This window comes from Parabacteroides sp. AM17-47, assembly GCF_003434625.1.
In the GTDB taxonomy this organism is placed as follows: Bacteria; Bacteroidota; Bacteroidia; order Bacteroidales; family Tannerellaceae; genus Parabacteroides; species Parabacteroides distasonis.
Window position 1 is genome coordinate 88,250 of the sequence record NZ_QTLI01000013.1, and the last position, 22,528, is coordinate 110,777.

Annotated in this window: 20 protein-coding genes; 7 read left to right on the top strand and 13 right to left on the bottom strand. The window is 44.5% G+C overall.

Annotated features, from left to right (window positions below):
- The first annotated feature begins 5 nt into the window (after positions 1–5).
- Positions 6–980 carry a GNAT family N-acetyltransferase gene (locus DW205_RS12065; protein ID WP_005866962.1) on the top strand — a complete coding sequence of 325 codons (975 nt, stop codon included), beginning with the start codon at positions 6–8 and terminating at the stop codon, positions 978–980.
- Positions 981–1,084: 104 nt separating this feature from the next.
- Here the strand turns inward: DW205_RS12065 and DW205_RS12070 are convergent, their stop codons facing one another.
- From DW205_RS12070 to DW205_RS12080, 3 genes are all read right to left on the bottom strand, one after another.
- Positions 1,085–1,816: a YjbH domain-containing protein gene (locus DW205_RS12070; protein ID WP_005866960.1), complete on the bottom strand. Its 732-nt coding sequence runs from the start codon at positions 1,814–1,816 to the stop codon at positions 1,085–1,087.
- Between the two features lie 64 nt (positions 1,817–1,880).
- Positions 1,881–4,211, bottom strand: coding sequence for a carboxypeptidase-like regulatory domain-containing protein (locus tag DW205_RS12075; protein WP_005866958.1), 2,331 nt, complete (start codon positions 4,209–4,211; stop codon positions 1,881–1,883).
- Between the two features lie 11 nt (positions 4,212–4,222).
- Complete coding sequence (locus DW205_RS12080; RefSeq protein ID WP_008778447.1) at positions 4,223–5,473, bottom strand: hypothetical protein; 1,251 nt, start codon at positions 5,471–5,473, stop codon at positions 4,223–4,225.
- A 597-nt stretch (positions 5,474–6,070) separates the two neighbouring features.
- Here DW205_RS12080 and cls point away from each other — a divergent pair.
- Positions 6,071–7,507, top strand: a complete 1,437-nt coding sequence (gene cls, locus DW205_RS12085; RefSeq protein ID WP_005866953.1) for a cardiolipin synthase — start codon at positions 6,071–6,073, stop codon at positions 7,505–7,507.
- Here the strand turns inward: cls and DW205_RS12090 are convergent.
- From DW205_RS12090 to DW205_RS12100, 3 genes are read right to left on the bottom strand one after another with little or no spacing between them, the layout of a single operon-like run.
- The gene (locus DW205_RS12090) at positions 7,479–8,036 is read right to left on the bottom strand and encodes an RsmD family RNA methyltransferase (protein ID WP_005861342.1); all 558 of its coding nucleotides are present in this window, start codon (positions 8,034–8,036) and stop codon (positions 7,479–7,481) included. The genes cls and DW205_RS12090 overlap by 29 nt on opposite strands.
- Positions 8,027–8,851, bottom strand: coding sequence for a DUF3822 family protein (locus tag DW205_RS12095; protein WP_005866950.1), 825 nt, complete (start codon positions 8,849–8,851; stop codon positions 8,027–8,029). The genes DW205_RS12090 and DW205_RS12095 overlap by 10 nt, the downstream gene beginning before the upstream one ends.
- Positions 8,852–8,863: 12 nt before the next feature.
- On the bottom strand, positions 8,864–9,499 hold the full coding sequence (locus DW205_RS12100; RefSeq protein ID WP_005861338.1) for a hypothetical protein: 636 nt from the start codon (positions 9,497–9,499) through the stop codon (positions 8,864–8,866).
- Between the two features lie 93 nt (positions 9,500–9,592).
- Here DW205_RS12100 and DW205_RS12105 point away from each other — a divergent pair, with 93 nt between their 5' ends.
- The 5 genes from DW205_RS12105 (at position 9,593) to DW205_RS12125 (ending at position 14,111) form a co-directional block, all read left to right on the top strand.
- Entirely contained in the window at positions 9,593–11,008 is a 1,416-nt protein-coding gene (locus tag DW205_RS12105; protein WP_005866948.1) for an ATP-dependent RecD-like DNA helicase, read from the top strand.
- A gap of 109 nt (positions 11,009–11,117) precedes the next feature.
- Positions 11,118–11,813, top strand: a complete 696-nt coding sequence (locus tag DW205_RS12110) for a hypothetical protein (RefSeq protein WP_005866946.1) — start codon at positions 11,118–11,120, stop codon at positions 11,811–11,813.
- A 9-nt stretch (positions 11,814–11,822) separates the two neighbouring features.
- Positions 11,823–12,527, top strand: coding sequence for a 16S rRNA (cytidine(1402)-2'-O)-methyltransferase (gene rsmI, locus DW205_RS12115; protein WP_005866944.1), 705 nt, complete (start codon positions 11,823–11,825; stop codon positions 12,525–12,527).
- A gap of 19 nt (positions 12,528–12,546) precedes the next feature.
- On the top strand, positions 12,547–13,419 hold the full coding sequence (locus DW205_RS12120; protein ID WP_005861330.1) for a hypothetical protein: 873 nt from the start codon (positions 12,547–12,549) through the stop codon (positions 13,417–13,419).
- Entirely contained in the window at positions 13,419–14,111 is a 693-nt protein-coding gene (locus DW205_RS12125; RefSeq protein WP_005866942.1) for a YjjG family noncanonical pyrimidine nucleotidase, read from the top strand. The genes DW205_RS12120 and DW205_RS12125 overlap by 1 nt, the downstream gene beginning before the upstream one ends.
- Before the next feature lie 131 nt (positions 14,112–14,242).
- Here the strand turns inward: DW205_RS12125 and DW205_RS12130 are convergent, their stop codons facing one another.
- From DW205_RS12130 to DW205_RS12160, 7 genes are all read right to left on the bottom strand, one after another.
- A complete protein-coding gene (locus DW205_RS12130; protein WP_005866940.1) occupies positions 14,243–15,250 on the bottom strand; it encodes an FAD:protein FMN transferase in 1,008 nt (335 codons plus the stop codon).
- A gap of 1 nt (position 15,251) precedes the next feature.
- A complete protein-coding gene (locus DW205_RS12135) occupies positions 15,252–16,832 on the bottom strand; it encodes a peptide chain release factor 3 (RefSeq protein ID WP_005866938.1) in 1,581 nt (526 codons plus the stop codon).
- Positions 16,833–16,861: 29 nt separating this feature from the next.
- Positions 16,862–17,725, bottom strand: coding sequence for a dTDP-4-dehydrorhamnose reductase (gene rfbD, locus DW205_RS12140; protein ID WP_005866936.1), 864 nt, complete (start codon positions 17,723–17,725; stop codon positions 16,862–16,864).
- Between the two features lie 14 nt (positions 17,726–17,739).
- Positions 17,740–18,288: a DUF4924 family protein gene (locus tag DW205_RS12145; protein ID WP_005861320.1), complete on the bottom strand. Its 549-nt coding sequence runs from the start codon at positions 18,286–18,288 to the stop codon at positions 17,740–17,742.
- Positions 18,285–19,211, bottom strand: coding sequence for a Mur ligase family protein (locus DW205_RS12150; RefSeq protein ID WP_005861318.1), 927 nt, complete (start codon positions 19,209–19,211; stop codon positions 18,285–18,287). Before DW205_RS12150 ends, DW205_RS12145 begins: the two co-directional genes overlap by 4 nt.
- A gap of 63 nt (positions 19,212–19,274) precedes the next feature.
- On the bottom strand, positions 19,275–20,744 hold the full coding sequence (locus DW205_RS12155; protein WP_005866934.1) for a PD40 domain-containing protein: 1,470 nt from the start codon (positions 20,742–20,744) through the stop codon (positions 19,275–19,277).
- Positions 20,741–22,516: a DUF6057 family protein gene (locus DW205_RS12160; protein ID WP_005866932.1), complete on the bottom strand. Its 1,776-nt coding sequence runs from the start codon at positions 22,514–22,516 to the stop codon at positions 20,741–20,743. The genes DW205_RS12155 and DW205_RS12160 overlap by 4 nt, the downstream gene beginning before the upstream one ends.
- Positions 22,517–22,528 lie beyond the last annotated feature (12 nt).

The window sequence follows — 22,528 nt, forward strand, 5'->3', positions numbered from 1 at the left end:
AACATATGCAAGACATTATCAATCCCATAGACAGGGCACTACTGAAGGCTGAATTGACCAAAGAGAAGAGGTTGAGAAGTACCAATAAATCGAAGAATGAGATTTATATCGTCACGGCGCACGACTCACCCAATGTCATGCAAGAGATAGGGCGTCTGCGGGAGGTCGCTTTCCGTTATTACGGGGGTGGCACGGGATTCCCGGTGGATATCGATGAGTATGACACGATGGAAGACGCTTACCGCCAACTGATTGTCTGGAGCCCGGAAGATGAGCAGATCTTGGGGGGATACCGTTTCCTTTGCGGTTCGGACGTTAAGTTCGACGAGAATGGTAAACCGATCTTGGCGACCTCGCACTTGTTTAATTTCTCAGAGAAATTTATCAAGGAGATCCTTCCTTATACGGTAGAGTTGGGACGCTCGTTCGTGGCTCTGGAGTATCAATCCACCCGTTCCGGGGCGAAAGGCTTATTCGTGTTGGATAACCTGTGGGATGGATTGGGGGCTTTATCCGTGGTTGATCCGAGCTTGAGGTATTATTTCGGGAAGGTGACTATGTACAATACGTACAACCAAGAGGCCCGTAATATGATCTTATACTTCCTCGGATTGCATTTCCCGGACGCAGACCAACTGATCACTCCGGTATATCCTTTGGAGACTAATATGGATGTAGAGAAGATGAGATCTCTTTTCCCTCACGATAATTTCAAGGATAACTACAAGGTATTGAACCAAGAGGTTCGTAAATTCGGCATCAACGTGCCTCCTTTGGTAAATGCTTACATGAGCTTGTCGCCTAAGATGCGTGTATTCGGCACAGCGATCAACCATGAGTTTGGAGAGGTGGAAGAAACGGGTATCCTAATCGCTATTAACGAGATATTAGAGGATAAGAAGAAACGGCATATTGAGACGTATCTGGAAGAGGAGTACAAGTCCGCCGAGTTGATACGCAAGAATTTCATCGGGGAATAAAGCCGTAGATATGGCTAGCGCGACAGCGTAACAAGATATAAAAAGGTTCAGCCTAACCGTTCGCCTCCAAGCGGATTAAAAACGGACAAAGGCTGAACCTCTTTTTATCTCAAATAAATCTTATAGCATAGTCCACCGGAGAAATACTTCATTCGCTGCAATTCGAATTGAAAATGTATATGATTGAATAGCAGGTAAGTGGCTCCCATAGCGAAGTCTTTCGAATCGTATTCGGCTATGACGTTCAAATGCGGGGCGAATGAAGGATTGTAGGTGATACCTCCCGCCACACCGTTCAAGGGATAATCCTCACGGCGATTATACAGATAGGATAAATGAACGCCTAAGGTTCCCCTTCCCAGCTGAAAATGTTTGGTAGCGGCCAGATAATAACGGCAGAAATAGCCGTTCCCTATGGCTGAAGCGAATTTATGCCCGGATGACGTAAAAGGGTCCGAAGTCCCCAGCACGACAGCGGGGATGTATTTGCTTTCTTTCAACACACGTAAGCAGGCGGAGAAATAACGATCTTGGTTCGTGAATCCGGAATAGCCATGCTTATCCAATCCAAGGCTCTCGGCCGTAAACAGCGTACAAGTATACGCTACTTCCAGAAACGGGAAGATCGTCACGTTCAAATAATAATTCCACGTATTAAAATTAAACTTGGGAGGCGTAAGCTCTTGATGCAAGAAGTTTCCGCCAAGCATCACGGTCTTGTCCTTTTGCATATCGGCGGACGGGGCATGCAATAGCCCTGTCGTGCCATAAGATAATTGAGCCGGAAGTATCGTCCAGCAACTTAAGAATATGATCAATAAGAGTAATTTCTTCATTTTTCTTTGTTTACTTATAAACTTCCGGCTCAACATTATTTAATCAAGCTTCAAATATCAAGCATTAATCCGGGATGATGATACCGCCACCGGCGTTATTGCCATCACCATGTCCGTGACCGTGGGATTGCTTGTAAACAGGAGTACCTTCTATCTTGATAAGTTTTTTAGCTACAACCTGAATCTCTTCCACCTTTTTACCCTTTGTCATAAACTTAAATACATACGTATTTGTAGTATATGTCTTCTTCAAGCTCATAGAAGCGACCGTACGATCAGCTTCCGTAGGAACGGATGTTGTCAATGATGTTTGGATACCTATCTGATAACCATCAGCTTGCAAACGATTAGAGATTCGGTTATAAACCGCATTCTTAGCGACTTGACCATCTACGTTAGATTTTCCGACTAGATCCTGCAAGTTTTCTCCAACATAAGCATTTGTAGTTGTAACAACTACAGGAATGTTTCCTGCCTTACCATCAGAGCAGTAGTCAACAACCTTTTCTACGATTGTAGTATCAGTACTGATATCTTCAGTTTCCGCTAATGCCAACTCAAAACCTGCGGCAAACTTAGAGAAGTGAGCGACAGACATTTCCGCACCAGTACCATTGATATAAACAGGGTCCGCCGTAGGATCAATCTTCATGATCTTCTTATTATCTATGCCTGTGGTCGCATATAACAATGCCATAGGCTGTGTAGAAGAAACCAAATCCTTCGGAGCGTCGAACGAGATCTTCAAAGCCGGAGAGAATACCGTACCGCTAGGCTCGCCTTTATATACACGGCTTACACTGGCTACCGCACCAGCATCAGAAGTCACATTATTGGATTGCAGAGCTTCCGCAGACATATCACGTTCAATCACCAATGTTTGATTACTACTTGCCGGCATAACGATAACGACAGGCTTACCACTTTCCGCGACCAAACTTACCTCATCTTTCTCTTTTATACCATCAGCGGTCGTACTTTCAATCACTCCTATCGATTCTGTCAATTTCTCAGCATCACTTTGATTCAAAACCTTAATAACTGGAGCTTGAACCTCATTATCCGCACCTTTATAGTTATCTAAGACATTAGCAGGAATGACAACGTCTACTTTTTGCTCAACATTATTCTCATCCACATAAGTGACACCAGACACCTTAACCTCTTCGGTTCCGCCTGCGTTAATCGCATTCTTAATCTCATCCGCTACTTTTTCCGCTTCTTTTTCCGGAACCTGAACACCATATTTAGAAAAATCAATCTCCGTATTTCCACCTGTACCTATAGGGTTCAATGTGATAGGAAATACATAGTTCATACTCTGACCGACCTTAAAGATGATCGTACGAGAGTAGCTCGTATAACCTGCGGCTTTAACACTCAAGATAAATTGAGCATCCTCCGTAACCTTTGATGATGCGATATTGAAAGAGAACTCACTCTCATTCTTAGAAATAAATAACTCTTCACTTCCTAACATCAATGTGACTTCCGCTGTCTTGATGTCTGCGCCCGTAGATAGGTCTGTTATTATACCAGATACGATATAAGTCGCTTTTGACGGATCTGTCGGTTTGGAAGGATCGGAAGGATCAGACGGGTCTGTTGGCTTGGAAGGATCAGACGGGTCAGAAGGATCTGTCGGCTTAGAAGGATCATCCGGGTCTACTGGAATAGAAGGAGCGACATTCATCACGATAATAGCTGGATACTCAACGTCGAATGTATCACCTTCGCCCTCTTTCTTTTCTTGATCCGGAACGGCTGAAACGACAACCTTAGCCACGGCTTTAGTATATCCGGAAGCTGTAGCTACTACGTCGTAGATACCGGGAGTCACATCAGAGACCTTAAAATTAGGTTTATTCTCTTTAGCGATCTCTTTATCCCCGTATTTTACGACAACAGAAAGGCTGGAAGTAGAGATAGCTTTTCCCACAACATCTTCGATCGATACGGAAAGATTGTACTTCGCCTTCTTATACTCTTTCGGAGTATCGGGAGTCGTGCCCTTTACCATGACAGCGTTTACTACATACTGTCCAACACCCGATTCGATCTTCTTCACATCCACATCATAGCTTCTGTCTACATAGCCTTCCGACTTAAAGGCGATTTTGTAAGAGCCTGGTGTGCTTTTCAAGTCGAAAGAGTACGTTCCATCAGAACCCGTCGTAGCACTAAGAGATTGAGCTCCAGAAAGAGCTACGCTAACGCCAATCATCGGGTTGTTGCTGGCATCCATGACCGTACCACTAATCGCATAGGTGGCAACAGTGCCACCACCACCCGGAGTAGGCACATCATCATCGTCATCCTTACAGCCCATGAAACATACCATGGCTGTCGTAAGGAACAAGACCAATAAGGTCTGTAACTTTGTAATTGTTCTCATAATAAAACTATTTAAAAATTGAGTAATTCCGACTTTATAAAGTACGGATTGAATTGATTCTGTTGCATGATGTTATCATTCGGTGAGGCTTTATACCCCTTATAATAATAGCGTTCATTACCGGCGTTGTAAGACATACCCCAGTTGTCAGAAGGAAGCACCCGCATATTCTTACGTTTATATTTATAAGGAGGAAGAGCCACTTGAAACCGGAAACCGCCGTTTTTCAAAGCACCTTGCGCCTTCATCGCATAAAATCCTATCGAACAATAGCGAAAATGGCGGATCAAGTCAATCCGTCCTCCGATCTCACCCAGTAAGTATTGCTCGGCTTTCAAGGAGACTTGCGTATTGTATTTTGGCCAGTAGAAACTACCTCCCAGCGACCATGTCACCCGTTGGTGAGTCCCATAATGATATTCAAACTTCTGCCAAGATCCCGTACCCGTACAACCAATACGTCCTTCCAAAGAAAAACGTTCATCCTTCAAATGATGGGTTACCGCTAAATCCACGCCATAACGATCCGCATTGAACAAACCGATACTGGCTCTGGCGAACGTACGATAAGGTAAACGAAAAGATTGGGAAAGGGTAACCATGCCCGGGTGAATCTTACCCGCCCAAGGACCATATCCATCATTATATATAGGAAACACCATCTGTGCCGTCAGCTTCATCCCATTCCAGAAAGAGACCTCGATCGCAGGCGAGAGGTTGAATAACACTTGGTATATTTGCGTGATAATGAGGTTCTTCAGATACAACTCCGGATAAACCACCACGTCTACTTTAAATAAGGAGCTATTCATACGGTACTCTTTCTTCACCTTATCCCAGCTATCGCCCAGATCGTAAGTAGCATCCCAGGCGGAACGGGCCGCATAGGAGCCGGGAGCCGCCTTCAAGCTGTCCGGATTTGCCGTATAGATCAATGAGATCTGCGGTATGTTATTATCCAATACGACGATACGGCAGGATTTGCCCTTCTCCGGCAAGCCTGTTTTCTGGATGCGGTCTATGGCATGGGCCAGTCCCACACCCTGCAAACGCCAAGGGGTATTCTCCAAGACATACACTCTCTCCTTCTCGTCTTCCGACCAGACAACATTCTCAAAACCCATATCGACCAGCATATTCGCGGTGATATCCGCATATACCTTATTATATTGGGCCTTTGTAAACATAGGCAATAGTAGCAAAAAGAATAAAAGGCATTCCTTACGGAGTAAAATGGCTCGTATAGAAGACTTTCTATTCATATCTCTAGAGTTTGATTCCAAGTTATCATTGGTTTACTGTTTTTCTTATTCTTACCCTTCCACATAAAAAACGACTAGTGAAAACGATCGTTTAGATCTTGCATTTTTTTAGAAAGTAAAAAGATGATGCTCTTTTGTCATATTCGTGACACTTTGATTAATCTATCCTGTTGAGAAAAAGATATATAGCAGGACAAAATTTAATCGGAAAAGGTTGCCGGTCTCGGAGAAATGCCTACCTTTGCAAACGACTAATTGAAACGATCGTTTTTTACAGTCGTTTTCAATCTAAATATTTTTATTGTTATCATAGATACTTCTCATAATAGCCTGCGCCAAAATCAACAAATGACACTTCATATTTAGAAAACGACCTCATTATTTTAAAATGTACATAACCCCGCTTCCAAAGTCAGCTAGCTTCGCTGGCAAAGTAAGTTAACTTACTCGGGCATTTAAGTTAGCTTACTTTGCCATTTAAGTTAACTTACTTTTTGTCCCTTCTATACAGCCCAAAAAGAATACGGAAATTTGCTATTCTCGGAAAGCATTCTTATCTTAGCAAATTATAGCAGATTATAGCAAAGAGAGAGTTTCATGTTAGCAGCCATTCATATACAGTTAATCGTTGGTACGATATTTATCATATTGTATAGCGTCACTATATTAGGACTGGTATTAGTTATCATTACAGAGAATAGGAATCCGTTAAAGACAATTCCTTGGGTAATCGTCTTATTATTAGCACCCGGTATCGGACTGCTTTTCTATTTCTTCTTTGGACAAGATAACCGGAAACAACGGATCATATCGAGGCGTACCTATAAACGCATCATGAAAAGGCCGCAAGAGGGTAAATTACCTCAAGACGCCTGCGTAGTTCCGGACCCCTATAAACCTTTATCGACCTTGTTGACTAACACCAACCAATCCTCCCTCCTATACGGAACACAAATCACGATTTATACGAATGGTACCGATAAGTTCAAAGACTTGCTGGAAGAGATCCAGAAAGCGACCCACCATATCCATATACAATATTATATATTCTGTGATGACGAGATAGGAAAACAGGTGCAACAACTCCTTATCAAGAAAGTAAAAGAAGGCGTGAAGGTACGTGTGCTTTATGATGATGTGGGTTGCTGGAATGTAAAAGACGGCTTCTTTAAGGAAATGAAGGAAGCGGGTATCGAGGTATATGCGTTCTTGAGGGTAGCGTTCCCCGTTTTCACCAGTAAGGTGAATTACCGGAACCACCGCAAGATTATCGTGATAGACGGTAAAGTCGGGTTTATGGGAGGCATGAATATAGCCGACCGATACGATAAGGGAACCTCTTGGGGCACATGGAGGGATACGCATTTCAAATTTGTAGGGAAAGGAGTGCACGGGCTTCAATCCGTATTCCTCATCGATTGGTACGTGGTTAGTAAAAAACTCTTGAACGATCGGATTTACTATCCGGCCGCCCAAATCTATAGCGATAATATTATGCAAATCGCCACTAGCGGTCCGGTAGGTCAATGGAGAACTTTGTTGCAAGCGACCATTTTCATGATCGCCAACGCCAAGAAGTATATCTTTATACAAACCCCTTATTTCCTGCCTACCGAAGGATTGAACCAAGCGTTGCAAACCGCCGCCTTAGGGGGAGTGGATGTTCGTTTGATGCTGCCTAAGCGTTCCGATACACGTTCAGCGAATATGGCCAGTCATTCCTTTATCGACGAGATGGTAAAGGCCGGCGTAAAAGTATACCTCTACAAACCGGGCTTCTTGCATTCCAAGCTAGTCGTGTCCGACGACGCATTGACAAGCATCGGGTCCGCCAATATGGACTTCCGTAGCTTTGAGCATAACTTCGAGATTAACGCTTTCGTATATCAAAAGGAATTCGCCCTGCAAATGAAACGCATCTTTACACACGACATGCATCACTGTGAGCGTTTGATCCCTTCCCGCTGGTTAAAGCGCCCCCTCAAGCAACGCATGGCGGAATCATTTATGCGTCTGTTTTCTCCCCTTCTTTAAGGAAGATGCTAAAGTTCACGGAGCCATACACCCGGTGCTGATAAAAATAAGGCAAAGATGAGAAGTCATTGGTCTTAGGATGTTCCATGATGAATATCCCTCCATCCCTTAGTAAATCACGCTCGAAAACCAAGGCGGGTATTTCCGGCAACTCCGGCAAGGCATACGGGGGATCGGCAAAGATGAAATCGAAACTTTGCTTAGGGGCTGAATTCAAATAACGGAAAACATCCCCACGAATCAGAGCCAATGCATCCGTCTTCAGCTCTTTCGCTACCTTGGCTATAAAAGAGGCATGAGCGTTATTTTTCTCTATGGCGGTTACATTCCGGCATCCTCGTGAGATCAACTCAAAAGAGATACTTCCGGTTCCGGCAAAAAGATCCAACGCATCCATACCTTCCAGATCCACCAAATTATTTACTACGTTAAAAATATTCTCTTTCGCAAAATCCGTCGTAGGACGTGCGCTAAACGAAGAGGGCACGTCAAAACGCCGACGACCGTATATACCGCTTATTATTCGCATATTAATAAAGATATTAAATCCATAGGGGCTTTCGTTACATCCGTTCCCAGCAGATAGGCTTCCGAAGGGATCTCCACCGGCTTAACATGGCGTAAATAGGTTCGCAATCGCTCCAGAACCCGCATTCGCGAGGAAGATTTCCCCGCTAAAAGCAACTGGTCCTTTTCTTGGTCCAATCCCGCCTGTTTCCATACATATAATATATAGTATACTATATCGTCCGATTGGTCGATCGGGTAAGAGTTCACAAATAAGAGTTTCCCTTGAGCGTAACACGCCACATCCATCCGCTTTCGTTCTATCACGACATACATTTGCCGGGGTAAGCTAGCACTACTTTCTTTTGTCCATAGCGTTAGCGGAGAAGTCATGTAGTGGGAGAAAAAAGGATGCAAAAGAGAACGGGAGCAAAATTCGTAAACCTCCTCGTCTACACCAAACACCAACTTAGCCTGTTGTTCCTTTAAAGTATCGGTTAAGCAATGCAATTCCAGTGTAGAAAAGCTGAAATCCAATAAACGCCCTTCCTTACCGTCCCCCCAATAATTATCAGGGACCAAGCTATATTCCGGAGATACACAGATCACGTTAATCCGTTTATAAGTCCACGTAAGAAACTCATGAGCGAAGAAAAACTCCTTAAGGGAAGAAATGAAAGAGACCGCCCGATCGAATTCCGTTTCCCGATAAAAGAAACTTCCTCCAGCCGAGGGATCATACCCGGAAAAAGAAAGTCCACCCGACCGAAGCCGGATGGACACTATATACTTTTCCGAATTATCAGTAGTTAACGTATCAGGAATGCTGATAGTCATATGAGCCGCTGATTATTCCCAGTTACCTGCGTTGTTATTAATTTCTTCCAAAGAACCTACGCGCAATCCCGGGAACTTACCTTGTTTCTCTGCCTTGTCGATCAAGTTATAAGTCAACTGAGCATCCATGTCACGCAAATATTCTTTGTAAGGAACCTCACAAGCGAATACTTTGATCTCATAACCCGAACCAGATTTCAACGTAGCCGTATCCATCTTGAAAGTAATCTTTTCACCCGGAACGGCCGGAACATAACGCATAGCCGCTACATCATAGTTCTTACCCAGCAAAGTATCTTTCGCCAATACCCACATGGTATCACGTCTGATTAAACCTTTCTTAACAGCCTCTGCTTCTGTCATACCTTTCTCCAACTGCTCATCCGTCAATACACCTTCCTTGATCAAGAACGGCAACTTATCCGTATTCAAGAATTTCTCCAAATCGTCGAAACTTCCGGCATGAGTCTTATACATGTTCTTGTATTCGATCTGAGCCTTACGGATTTCAATCAAACGGGCGATGATCGCATTGTCACGAATAGTCTTCTGATCATCATACTCAATCGGACCAGTGACGCTCTTGTAGCACATGTAAACTAGCAGTACAACTGCGGCAGCTAATAAAATCTTTAATGTAACTTTCATGGTTTGTATTGTTTTTTGAATTTATTTCGTTCGGCAAATTTAAAAAAGAATATTTAATACACTACCTTTATCGCGAAAATTATTGCGATCAAAATGATAAATAGTTACATAAGCCAGCAAATCGAACGAAATTTCCCCTATAAACCGACGGATGATCAGTTTTTAGCGCTTCATACGCTTACCGAATTTCTCTTGTCAGAGGAACCGGACAGCCTTCTACTGATGAAAGGCTACGCAGGAACCGGAAAAACCTCTCTGGTCGGGGCTTTGGTGAAAACGCTTAACGAACTAAAGCAAAAAACGTTTTTGTTGGCTCCAACCGGACGAGCAGCCAAAGTTTTCTCGGGCTACGCTGGCCAAAAAGCGTATACAATTCATAAAAAAATATATCGTCAACGGGCGTTTTCCAATGAGCCGACGGGCTTCATGCCGGCAGATAATTTACATAAAGATACACTTTTTATCGTCGACGAGGCTTCTATGATCGCCAACGAGGGGTTGGATTCATTTGTTTTTGGTTCCGGACGCCTGTTGAACGATTTAATCCAGTATGTCTATTCCGGGGAAAACTGCCGTCTTATCCTAATGGGAGATGTCGCACAGCTTCCTCCGGTGATGCAAACGGAGAGTCCCGCCTTGAATCCTGAGATATTACGGGGTTACAACCTACAGGTTTGGGAGATAGCGTTAACTCAAGTCGTACGCCAAAGCGAGGACTCGGGAATCCTGTTCAACGCTACCCGGCTACGAGACGCACTACGAAACCACACGGTCGAGATCTTTCCGAAATTACAATTAAAAGGCTTCTCCGATTTCACGAAAGTCAATGGAGATGAGCTAATTGAGGAAATATCTTCCGCCTATAGCCGCGACGGTATGGAAGAGACAATGATTATCTCCCGCTCGAATAAACGAGCCACGATTTATAATAACGGCATACGTAACCGTATCCTATACAGGGAAGAAGAGCTATCGTCCGGCGATCGTTTAATGGTAGCGAAGAACAATTATTATTGGACAGCGAATTGCAAGGAGATGGACTTTATAGCGAACGGAGAGATCATTCAAGTCATGCGGGTACGCCGTGTCACGGAGATGTATGGCTTCCGCTTTGCCGACATCACGGCTCGTTTTCAAGATTATGATCTGGAAATCGATTTGAAAATCCTATTGGATACTTTACAGACCGACTCCCCCGCCCTCCCTAAGGAGCTAAACGACAAGCTCTTTTACACCATATTGGAAGATTACGAGGACATTCCTACCAAGGCGGGAAAAATGAAAAAGATGAAGGTAGATCCTCATTACAACGTCGTCCAAGTAAAATACGCTTATGCGGTAACCTGCCATAAAGCCCAAGGCGGCCAATGGATGAACGTCTTTCTCGATATCGGTTACATCACGGAGGAAATGCTTGGTGAGGATTTCTATAGGTGGCTCTACACGGCTTTTACCCGGGCGACCCATCACCTATATCTGGTGAATTTACCGGACGAGTTCGTCGAATGATTTACAATATTTTAAGATCGAAACTGGCAACATTGACAAGAAATACTTATTTTTGTTGCAAAACATACGTATGTCCGGATGATTTATAGCATCTGAAAAACATATAGAAATGGCAAACAAGGAAAAAATAGATTATCTATTGATCGATATCAGGGAGCTGGAGAAGTTGGTAGCCGGAATGAGGGATGCGGAAATTTATCCCGCCTCTTTCTTCAACCAGACCTTCCAGTTGACCCACAAGGTATTGAAGGAGCTTCATACGCTGGAGGAGTTTCAGTTAGAGGCTTTGCGTAAACAAATGGAGGAACATCAACGACTTATCGATTCTATTCCCGTAAGTAAACCTTTACAGATGCCGGAGGTGCAACCGGCTCCGGAAGTATCCCCTACGATCGAGGTCGTACAGGTACAAGAACCGGTCGTTGAGGAACCTATCGTAGCAGAACCAATTGTCGAAAAAGTGATCCCAGAAGAAAAGATCGTACAAGAGACAATCCCCTTGAAAGAGATAGAGATTCCACATAAAACTATATTAGCGGATAAATCCAGTATTTCACTGAATGATATATTGGAGAAAAAGAATCTTTCTGATTTCCGTAAGGCATTCAGTTTAAATGATCGTTTCCGCTTCAGAAGGGAATTATTCGGAGGAAATGAGGAGAAAATGAATAAGGCGATCTCAGACCTGAACGATCTTAGCTCGTACGAGGAATCGGTCACTTATCTGAACAAGGTGTTGAACTGGAATATAGAAGACGCTTCCGTAGCCGATTTCATCAAGCTATTGGAAAAACGCTTCTCATAAATATACGATATGGCAAAATTGACTGTAGTCCCAACCCCTGTTGGTAACTTGGAAGATATGACATTCCGGGCGATCCGTGTGCTAAAAGAAGTTGATCTTATTTTAGCGGAGGATACCCGTACGACCGGCATCTTGCTGAAACATTTCGAGATACAGAACAAGATGCAGTCCCACCACAAGTTCAATGAACATAAGACGGTGGAGCAAATCGCGGCCCGTATCAAGGGAGGCGAGAATATCGCCCTTGTTTCCGATGCCGGTACGCCGGCCATCTCCGATCCGGGATTCATGTTGGTGAGGGAATGTGTTCGCCAAGGGGTAGACGTAGAGTGCCTGCCCGGAGCTACGGCTTTCGTGCCCGCCTTGGTAGCGTCCGGATTACCCAATGAGAAGTTCTGTTTCGAGGGGTTTCTCCCTCAAAAGAAAGGAAGGCAGACCCGGCTAAAAGAATTGGCTTTGGAATACCGGACTATTATTTTTTATGAATCACCTTTCCGTCTGCTCAAGACCTTGACGCAATTCGCCGAGTTTTTCGGTACGGACCGCCAAGTATCAGTATCCCGGGAAATCTCCAAATTACACGAGGAAACCGTACGAGGTTCCTTAGAAGAAGTAATTCAGCATTTTACCGTGAACGAACCAAGGGGTGAGATTGTTATTGTATTAGCAGGCTTAAAAGATAAAAAGGACAAAGAGACAGAAAAAGATGTTTAACTTAACAAGCAAAAAGAACATGAAGAAAGTATTATTAGTATGTGTCTGCACAGCCATGCTGGCCTCTTGTGGCCAAAATTCAGCGGATTACAAGAAACTAAAGGCTGAGAACGATTCTCTACGTATCGAGAATACGAAGAACACGGATGAGCTTAATGATATGCTCTCCACCCTAAATGATATTGAATCTGATTTTCAATCTATACGTGATGCCGAGAATTATTTGACAATCCAACAACAAACCGGCGGTGAGCTAAATCAGTCACGCAGAGATCAAATCAAGCAAAACATGCAATTGATCAGCGAGACCTTGAAGAAGAACAAGGAGCAAATCAGCCAGTTGGAGGAGAAATTGAAGAAAAGCGGTATTCAATCTTCCGCATTACGAAAGACGATCGATCGTCTTTCCTCCGAGCTGGATCAAAAGGCAACGATGATTGTCGCTTTGCAAGAGGATTTGGCAAAGAAGAACGTACGTATCCAAGAATTGGACGAGATGGTAAGTTCCTTGAATGAGGATGTGGAAAGTCTGGCTACTACCGCAGCCGCTCAATCCGAGAAATTGAACGCTCAAGATAAAGCCCTTCACACGGCTTACTACTGTTTCGGTACTTCCAAGGAATTGAAGGAACAGAAGATCTTATCCGGTGGTGGCCTGTTCTCTAAATCTAAAGTATTGCAGAGTGGTTTCAACAAGGATTATTTCATCTCTATCGATATCCGTGAGGTAAAAGAAATTCCTTTGTTCGCAAGCAAGGCTAAACTAAAATCCAATCATCCGGAAGGATCTTATGAGTTCGTAGAGGATGAAGACGGAAACTTGACCTTGAAAATAAATGACGAGAAGGCTTTCTGGAGCCTAGGCAAGTATTTAGTGATCGAAGTTGGATAATGATTTATAAAAGTATATTTATCGATTTGGACGATACCCTTTGGGACACGTACCATAACAATAAAGAATGCCTTGAAGAGCTATATACCGATTACCACTTTAATCGGTATTATGCCTCTTTCGAGGCTTTCTTCGATATTTATATGCCTCATAATCTAGACTTATGGGCCAAGTACCGTTCGGGGGAAATAGACCGGCAAACCTTAATCTTGGATCGATTTCTCTACGTACTTCGTCCGTTAGGAATAGAAGATAAGAAAACCGTCTTATCGGTAAATAATGATTTCTTGCAACGCACGACCACCAAAACCCGATTAGTGCCCGGAGCCATTGAATTACTGGAATATCTCCGCCCTTCCTATCGGTTATTTATTTTATCCAATGGATTCCGTGAGGTACAATTCAAGAAACTTAGCAACGCAGGCTTGGCTCCTTATTTCGAACGGATGATCCTGTCCGAGGACGCTAATATACAAAAACCCCATAAAGGTATTTTCGACTTCGCCTTAAAGAACACGAACTCACGCCGATCCGAGAGCTTAATGATCGGGGATAGCTGGGAAGCTGATATCATTGGGGCTTACCAATCCAAGATCGACCAGATATGGTTGAATCCGGAAGGATTACCTGCCGATGGATTCACCCCGACCCATACAGTCCGCTCTCTGGAAGAGATCAAATCTATCCTATAAATAGACCTTTCTTACAATGCCCATTATAGCATGCTTACGATGGGCATTATAAGCTCCTTAGAATGGGCATCATAAAGATCTTACAATGCCTATTCTAAGAACAACATCTTAACAGCTTATAAATAAATCGATTACTTATCGGCAGTCACCAGATATTGACGAAAGCCCTCAGAGTATTCCGGATGATACCCGTCTCCTATCGAATCGGAACAAATAATAAAATATTCAAGACCCGGCACTTTAGCGCATAAGGACTTAGCCTCCTCCGAGCCTAAGACCATAAACGCGGTAGCATACGCATCAGCGGTCATGGCATCCGGAGCGACGATCGTAGCGCTAAGGATATCCCGCTGTACAGGGCAACCTTCACGAGGGTCGATCGTATGGGCGTATTTACGTCCATCCTTTATATAAAAATTACGGTAATTACCTGATGTAGCCATTCCTAACGGTTTAGGGAAGCTAACGATCTGCTCGAGTTCTTGATTCATGCCGGCAGCGTCATCCGTAGGCTTCGTGATCCCTAAGCGCCAATCCATGCCCGAGGGATTCACACCTTTCACACGCATCTCGCCACCAAACTCCACCAAATAATTACGGACCCCTTTCTTCTCCAGCATTTGGGCTATCATATCGCAAACCGTTCCATCCGCCAAAGAAGAAAAGTTCATCATCAAGCGAGGATCGTCCTTCACGATGCGATCCCCTTCTAAACGAACTTTCTGAAAACCGATAAACTGACGGACACTGTCGATATGGGCAGGGGTTACGCTATCCTTCCGGCTGAAGCCAAACCCCCAAAGGTTGATCAACGGGGCGCAAGTCACGTCGTAGGCCCCATTTGTCTCAGTAGACACTTCAAGCGCCTTCTTAAAGACTTTTTGGAAGAGCGTATCTACCCGTATGTCACGGTTCTGGTTTACCTGACTGATTACCGAAGTAGAATCAAAAGCATTAAACAGGTGGTAGAAATATTTCAACTGCTCGTCAATCTCCTTATCCAATGGTTTAGTATGCTCAAACTTAATATGATAAGGTGTATGAAGCCTTCCGGATACCTCATAGTATTGGGGAGCCTGTTCACAACTTATCAACAAGATATTAACAAGTAAACAAAGAATGGAGAATTGACTTTTCATATTAGAACTCTGATGTAAAATGGAACTTAATATCCGGAAAATCCTGTTGGGCCATCATCAATACATAGCTGGAATCCGCTAAATAAACATCACGGCCTTCCTTATCCAACGCCATATATTGCGCCTTACGTTTCTTGAAATTCTCCAATGCCTCTTGGTTATCACTCTCGATCCAGCAAGCCTTATATAGGCTGATCGGCTCCCATTTACATTGAGCGGCATACTCATGCAACAGGCGGTATTGAATAACCTCAAACTGCAATTGTCCCACGGTACCGATAATCTTCCGGCCATTGAATTGATTGGTAAACAACTGGGCTACACCCTCGTCCATCAATTGCTCGATACCTTTGTTCAATTGCTTTGCCTTCATCGGATCGGCGTTCTCTATATATTTGAACATCTCGGGAGAGAAGCTTGGCAATCCCTTGAAATGCAATTCCTCTCCGGAAGTCAACGTATCCCCTATCTTAAAATTCCCGGTATCCGGCAAACCGATAATATCACCCGCGAACGCCTCATCCACCACTTCTTTCTTCTGAGCCATGAAAGCCGTCGGGCTACTGAAACGCATCATCTTACCGAAGCGTACATGCTTATAGTTCGCATTACGCTCAAAACGACCGGAACAAATCTTCACAAAAGCGATACAACTGCGATGGTTCGGGTCCATATTCGCATGGATCTTGAAAATGAAGCCGGTGAAATTATCCTCATTCGGGTCTACCACACGCTCTACCGCATGGATCGGACGTGGCGAGGGAGCGATACGGATAAAGCAATCCAATAGCTCTTTCACACCGAAGTTATTCAGAGCGGAACCAAAGAATACCGGAGCGATATCCCCATCCAAATACGTATTCACATCAAATTCGGGATAAACCCCCTCTATCAACTCTATATCCTCACGAAGCTTCGCAGCTTGCGTAGGATCAATATAAGTCTCGAGATCCGGACTAGTGATATCCTTGAATTCCACATTCTCCGTCACATATTGCTTACTCGGGGTATATAGGTTCAGTTTCTGCTCAAAAATATTGTATACGCCCCGGAAACGTTGTCCCATATCGATCGGCCAGCTCAATGGGCGTACCTTTATCTGTAATTCTTCTTCTATCTCATCCAGCAAATCAAAAGGATCTTTACCATCACGGTCCATCTTGTTGACAAAAACGATCACCGGAGTCTTACGCATACGGCAAACCTCCATCAACTTACGAGTCTGCGCCTCCACGCCCTTGGCGATATCGATTACGATAATAACGCTATCCACCGCCGTCAAGGTACGGAACGTATCCTCGGCGAAATCTTGGTGGCCCGGTGTATCCAAGATATTAATCTTATGATCGGAATAATCAAAAGCCATTACGGAGGTAGCTACGGAGATACCGCGTTGCTTCTCAATCTCCATCCAGTCGGACGTGGCAGTCTTCTTGATTTTATTAGACTTCACCGCTCCCGCTACATGGATAGCGCCACCAAATAACAATAATTTCTCGGTAAGTGTAGTCTTACCGGCATCCGGGTGGCTGATTATGGCAAACGTTCTTCTTCTTTCAATCTCTTCTGAATACTGGCTCATTCTATTTTATATGTATATATTGTTATCAGTTACACTTTGTTATTCATGCAGTAGGCCAAGCTAGTCTCCCAATGGGGAATCGTCAGTCCGTACGAGCTTTTTATCTTACCTTTATTCAATACGCTATAATGCGGCCGGCTGGCCGGTGTCGGATAATCCTTGGTCTCTATGGGTATCACCCGGTTATTCATACCTGCTATTTGCAAGATCTTTACCGTAAAATCATACCAGCTACACACCCCCTCGTCCGAGAAATGATAGATACCCGGTATAAATTTACCCGCCTCGGCACGTTCCAGCACGGTAAGCATAGCGACCGCTAAATCTCCGGCATAAGTAGGCGTACCCACTTGGTCGAATATGAAACGCAACTCATCCCGCTCCTTTCCCAAACGCAATACCGTCTTCATAAAATTGTTTCCATACTCGGAATACAACCAAGCCGTACGGATAATCACGGAATCCGGACACACCTCCATCAAGGCCTGCTCTCCCGCCAGTTTCGTACGTCCATATACGGAAACAGGACAAGTCGCATCGCTTTCCAGATAAGGACGGCAACTCGTTCCATCGAACACATAATCGGTAGATACATGAATCACCTTCGCACCTACGGCATGAGCGGCCTCACCTAAGTTCCGTACCGCATCCCGGTTGATGCGCATACACAAATCCTCATGCTCCTCCGCTTTATCCACCGCCGTATAAGCGGCGCAATTCATGACATATTGAACATCATTTTCCAAGACATATTTCCGGACGGCCTCCTTGTCGCAAATATCCAACGTATCTATATCCGTAAAAAGAAAATTATAGCCGGGATACTGGCTGATACGAGCGTGGATAGAACTTCCCAATTGACCGTTCGCTCCGGTTACCAAAACTGTCTTCATGTCTATATCTATTATTAATCCTCTAGTTTAAGTTCCCCTTTCATATCTTCCCGATATTTCTCGGCGAGCAACGCCAAGAAGGAGCTGATTTGTTTAATACCCTCTAACGTCTCCGCACTCACCTCTTTCCCTTGCATACGCAAAAGCAGATAGCCATATACGGCAGCGAAACAAGTTTCCAGCTCCGGCAGATCCTCTCCACCCGATTTAGCCCGGAGCTGTACGATATAAGGAAGCGTCTTATAATAAGCCGCGCTATAAACCATCTCTTTCGGAGATTTCAAAAGACGGAGATGCAAATCGGTCAAAGTAATAATCACATTCTTGTTCAATTGGATATGACCTTTCTCCATCACCCCTTCGCTACGCATCATCTCGATCAATTCCTCGTACCATTGAGCGATTTCCTTCTTCACCTCCTCGGGCTGGTCGTAATGGGCGATCACCGTGCGGTTGATCGAATCCATATCGAACTTATTCGCCCGGATCAAGTCCTCAACCTGCCACATATAAAGCAGATATTCAGCGATATTCTCTTTTCTTTTTTGTCTAGCTATTATCATATCGGCAAAGATAAACTATATTCCGATAACGCTTGATAAAAATCCGCGTCTTTAACGCCTAACTGCCGGCAAGCCAAACGTGCAGCATTCAGATTGATCAAGAAATAGCGATTGGGAATCCGTACCGGATAGTCTCCGTAGCGAGTATGCAAAAAAGTCTGCCCGTCTTTCTCCACGACCGGATGTTCCTCAAAAGGGATAGCGGTGATATCGCTCCGGACGTCCCCTGCCAACTGACTGACAGTATCATCACCTCCAAAATAAATCAATTTCCCTTCCCGCTCAATAGAAACGGAGAAAGACTGATAAGTGGATAAATAAGCCTCCGGAGTCGCATGATCCGTCTCGGTAGACCAAGATAAATTCGTCAGGATGGCGATATGCGGACGATAGAATTCCAATTGGAAACGCTTGTCCAAGGCAGAGGTGATATGCTCATCTCCTTCGATCAAAGCGATACGTGCCTCATAACTCAAATGTACCCGATTCGGAAGCGAGTCCACCTTGCTAGTCAACGCATAGTCGAACGCCAACTTTTGCCGGCGCAACGCACAGACCATCATGGAAATAATTGTCTTCTTTCCACGACTACCCGCCACAACAACCCGAGTTTTCGACCGAGTCCGTTGAAATATAAATTCCGGAATAGATTGGATTAACATCCCCAATTCCTTCGCACGCAATAATTCCGGGTTATCTTGCTTTACTTTAGCACCCAAAACCACCGAGTGAATATCTTTTATTAATTTCTCCGGAAACCACCCATCCCCATAACAGGTACAGCCCGCGTTATGAAGTCTTCCTATCATCTCTTCAGTCAGACCACAACCGGAAGCGCTTACCTCATATCCTTTTTCTCGAAGTGCTAGGGCTAGATCTAAAACCAAAGGTTCGGTTACGGAGATCAAATGAACTTTTCGCATCGTTTTGATTTTAGCGCAAAAGTACGACTTTTATAAATACCTTCGGCACAAAGAAGTGAAAAATTAGATGCCCTCGATATGTTTAATGGTCGTAGTGTCTTCTTTTCGTGAAGCCTCGACCAGCCTTTCCTTCGAGATTATAACCGGAGTATGTATAAATTCCGGAACATTAAACGAGAACAGGGAGCATTCATAATAATCCGGAGATGCTTGCGGTAACAAGAAAGGTTTACCGCACTGCCCCCGCTCATTCACATGTACCAAATACGGGCGTGTGAAAAGCCCATCGTCCCGGCGGCTGGAAAAGACAAACCAACGACTATTGCCGCTCCAAGAATGATAGCTCTCTACATCCGGGCTATTCACTTCCGGCAAAGAATCGATTGCCCCGGTAGACAGATCCAGCATATACAAATCCGCATCCTTATGCCAAATAGAGAAATTGCCATAATCGGACACCGTATAAAGTAGCCGCTTCCCATCCGGGGAGACTCTCGGGAACTTAACACTCCGGCCCGCTTCCCTCGCATTATATAAGGTATCCACTTGGGTTCCAATCGAACCGTCTTCCGGATCAAAAGCGACTCGTAGCAGGTTATACCGGACATCCCGATAATTTTCCGGCATACAGACAGAATCCGCCGAACAGAACAGCAGATAGTTACCATCCGGAGTAAAAGTGGGAAAAGTCTCATAACACGCCATGGAAGCCAATAATGGCGAACTGAATACCCTCTCCTTCTCCGTGTCATAGATCAGCACGTCCGATTCCACGTCATATACCTCAATCCGATTCTCATCGGAAAGATGGAAGTCTTGGTGGGTCTCATTGGTAGAAAAAGCGACATACCGGCCGGATGGATGCCAATACGGATAAACGAACGAAGCCAGCTTACCGTCCCGTTCCAACGCAATCTTCTTTACCTGCCGATGATCAATCAAGTAAGTCCCATTATGAGAACCCCTCTGATGAAAAAGCATTTGTTCCCCTTGTCGCTCACAAAAGGCATGGCAGTTCATACAACTATTATTTGTCGATTGGTTATCAAGAATAGACTTTTCAACATAGTTTTCAACACATCGTTGATAAATCCCCATCTCGTTCCACATCCGATATCCGGGAAAAATACGGCGATACACCAAATAAGCGTCAACGGAATCTCTTGACACATAGATAGGGAAACTCATTTGTTTCCAATTACTTTGAGGTTCTCGAAAATAAACCGTCACATCTATTTGTTTTCCTTGTGCGTCCTGCGACAGGGTCTTCCAATCCGTTTCCGGCAGGTTGAAAACACCATGATCGGCTGCGATTATCAACTCCCTATTCATAGTTTTCAACCGAGTTATCCCCTGTAGCTGTTGATCAACCAACTTGAAATTGGGAGGGGCCATATTGACCGGTACAGTAACTTCCCTGTAATCCGGAAACACGTCAGTTTCTCCTTGTTCCGCTTGCGCAGGAACTTCCGGCCTACAAGCCACAAGTCCCAAAAGACAACCTATAATCCAACAGATAGATAATCGCTTCATTGTTCTTCTCCTTTAAAGATCTTGAAATAGTAATAATACCAATAGGTATCTCCAAATTGTCGATACATCGAGGACACATCCACTTGGTTGGCAGATCGTCCCAAAACCTGCTTGAATTCCCGGTATCGGTCTACGATCTCCGGCTGTATGGAATAGGAGGAAAGCGATATACTGTCTTTGTCCGCCAACAACAATCCGGCTTCTTGGAAATGCCGGGGTATCGGTTCCCCCTTCATGAAAGATGTCTCTTCCAAGAATCGGCCAAATGCATCCAGCTTCTTACCCAACAAATAATAACATCCCCGGTATTCCCAACCGATCCGATGATCCGGAAGATTGTATCCACTCCATAAGGAATCGACAGGTACGGACAAACTCAGTCGATCCCTTTTCTCAACAGGCATATATTTGTCACTCAACTCCGGATCTTTATCCATTAATTCCGGATGTACCAGATAGATAGCATAACGGCAAGCCCAATCTTTATAGAATGGCATAGCGGCAAGCAAGTCCAAATATTTCTTGGCCAGCGCCACCTCACCCCTAATCAGACAAACTTGCACGAAACGTTGCATCATGCGGGCACTCCCTTTACGTTTGGCTTGCGTAAATCCGTCCATCGCAAAGCTTTCAGACAAAGAGACATCGCCAACAAGAAAATGAACATCGCTCAATAAACGATCCATGTAAAAGGTCTGATTCCAATCGGCACATAAGCTTTTCGTTCCTTTCTGATCGAAAGTAAACATCCGGTCGGCCAATTCTCCCTTATGGGCCAACGACATATTCAAATAGTTTAAGCTAACATAATTATAGATCTGCTTTCCCCGGTACTTATCAATAATGGCGTCCCATTGCCTCTCCCGGGCTAAGAAAGAGAGCTCGTCAAGCATCATGCGTTGCGCATGCCAAGGTTCCGGCAGGCAAAACCGGATGGATACCAGCGCCGTGATCAGACAAACAACAAGGGCTACCCGATCCATCCATTTACTCTTCTCGCCAATCACCGGAACAAAGCGAGCAAATAAAGCAACACCGACAATCGAAAGGGTAAAGAAAGTCCATACACGATACATATAATAATGAGGTAATCGCTGTATCTCCAGATAGGCTTCCGGCATCCATCCATCAGACAAAGGTACAGGAATCCCTAACCATCCGCTAAACAAATAGATAAAAAGCGCTGGGATCAAGCAGGCAGCGGCGGCCAATCTTTGCCGCGACGTTTTGTAGCGGAGTAAGGCTAACAGCGTATATAAGAAAGCGTAACAGACCGAAAGAAGCCCGGTCAGCCCACATAAAAAAAGTGTAGAGGCAATTCCGTATCCGGCAATAGAACCCGCCCGCCGCACCTTTAGCGAGACCGACAAAGCTAAAAGCATCAAAACCACGCCAACCGTCCCGTCCACCAAATACTCCCCATGAATACTCATCTTAACCAGATACAGGACCGGCAATAAAGAGAGGAACAGCAGGTAGGTCTTGTCAGAAAAACAACGCAAGATCCTATAGACCATAAACCCGCAACCAACGAGTAAAACCGTATGGAGAACCACCGCCGACATAGGCTGCCGGTAGTATTGAATGATCCATTGCCCGGCGACAGCGCAAAATCCTCCCGGCTGAAAAAGGAACTCCCGGATATACCACCACTCAGGTATAAACAATTGCATCTCCTCCTGACCGACAAACACAAACACGCCAAAAAGCAGGAAATAATAAAAAATAGCAGCTGCCGAAAAAGACCAGAAAAGCGTTTGTTTCCAGTTCATATACTTAATAGA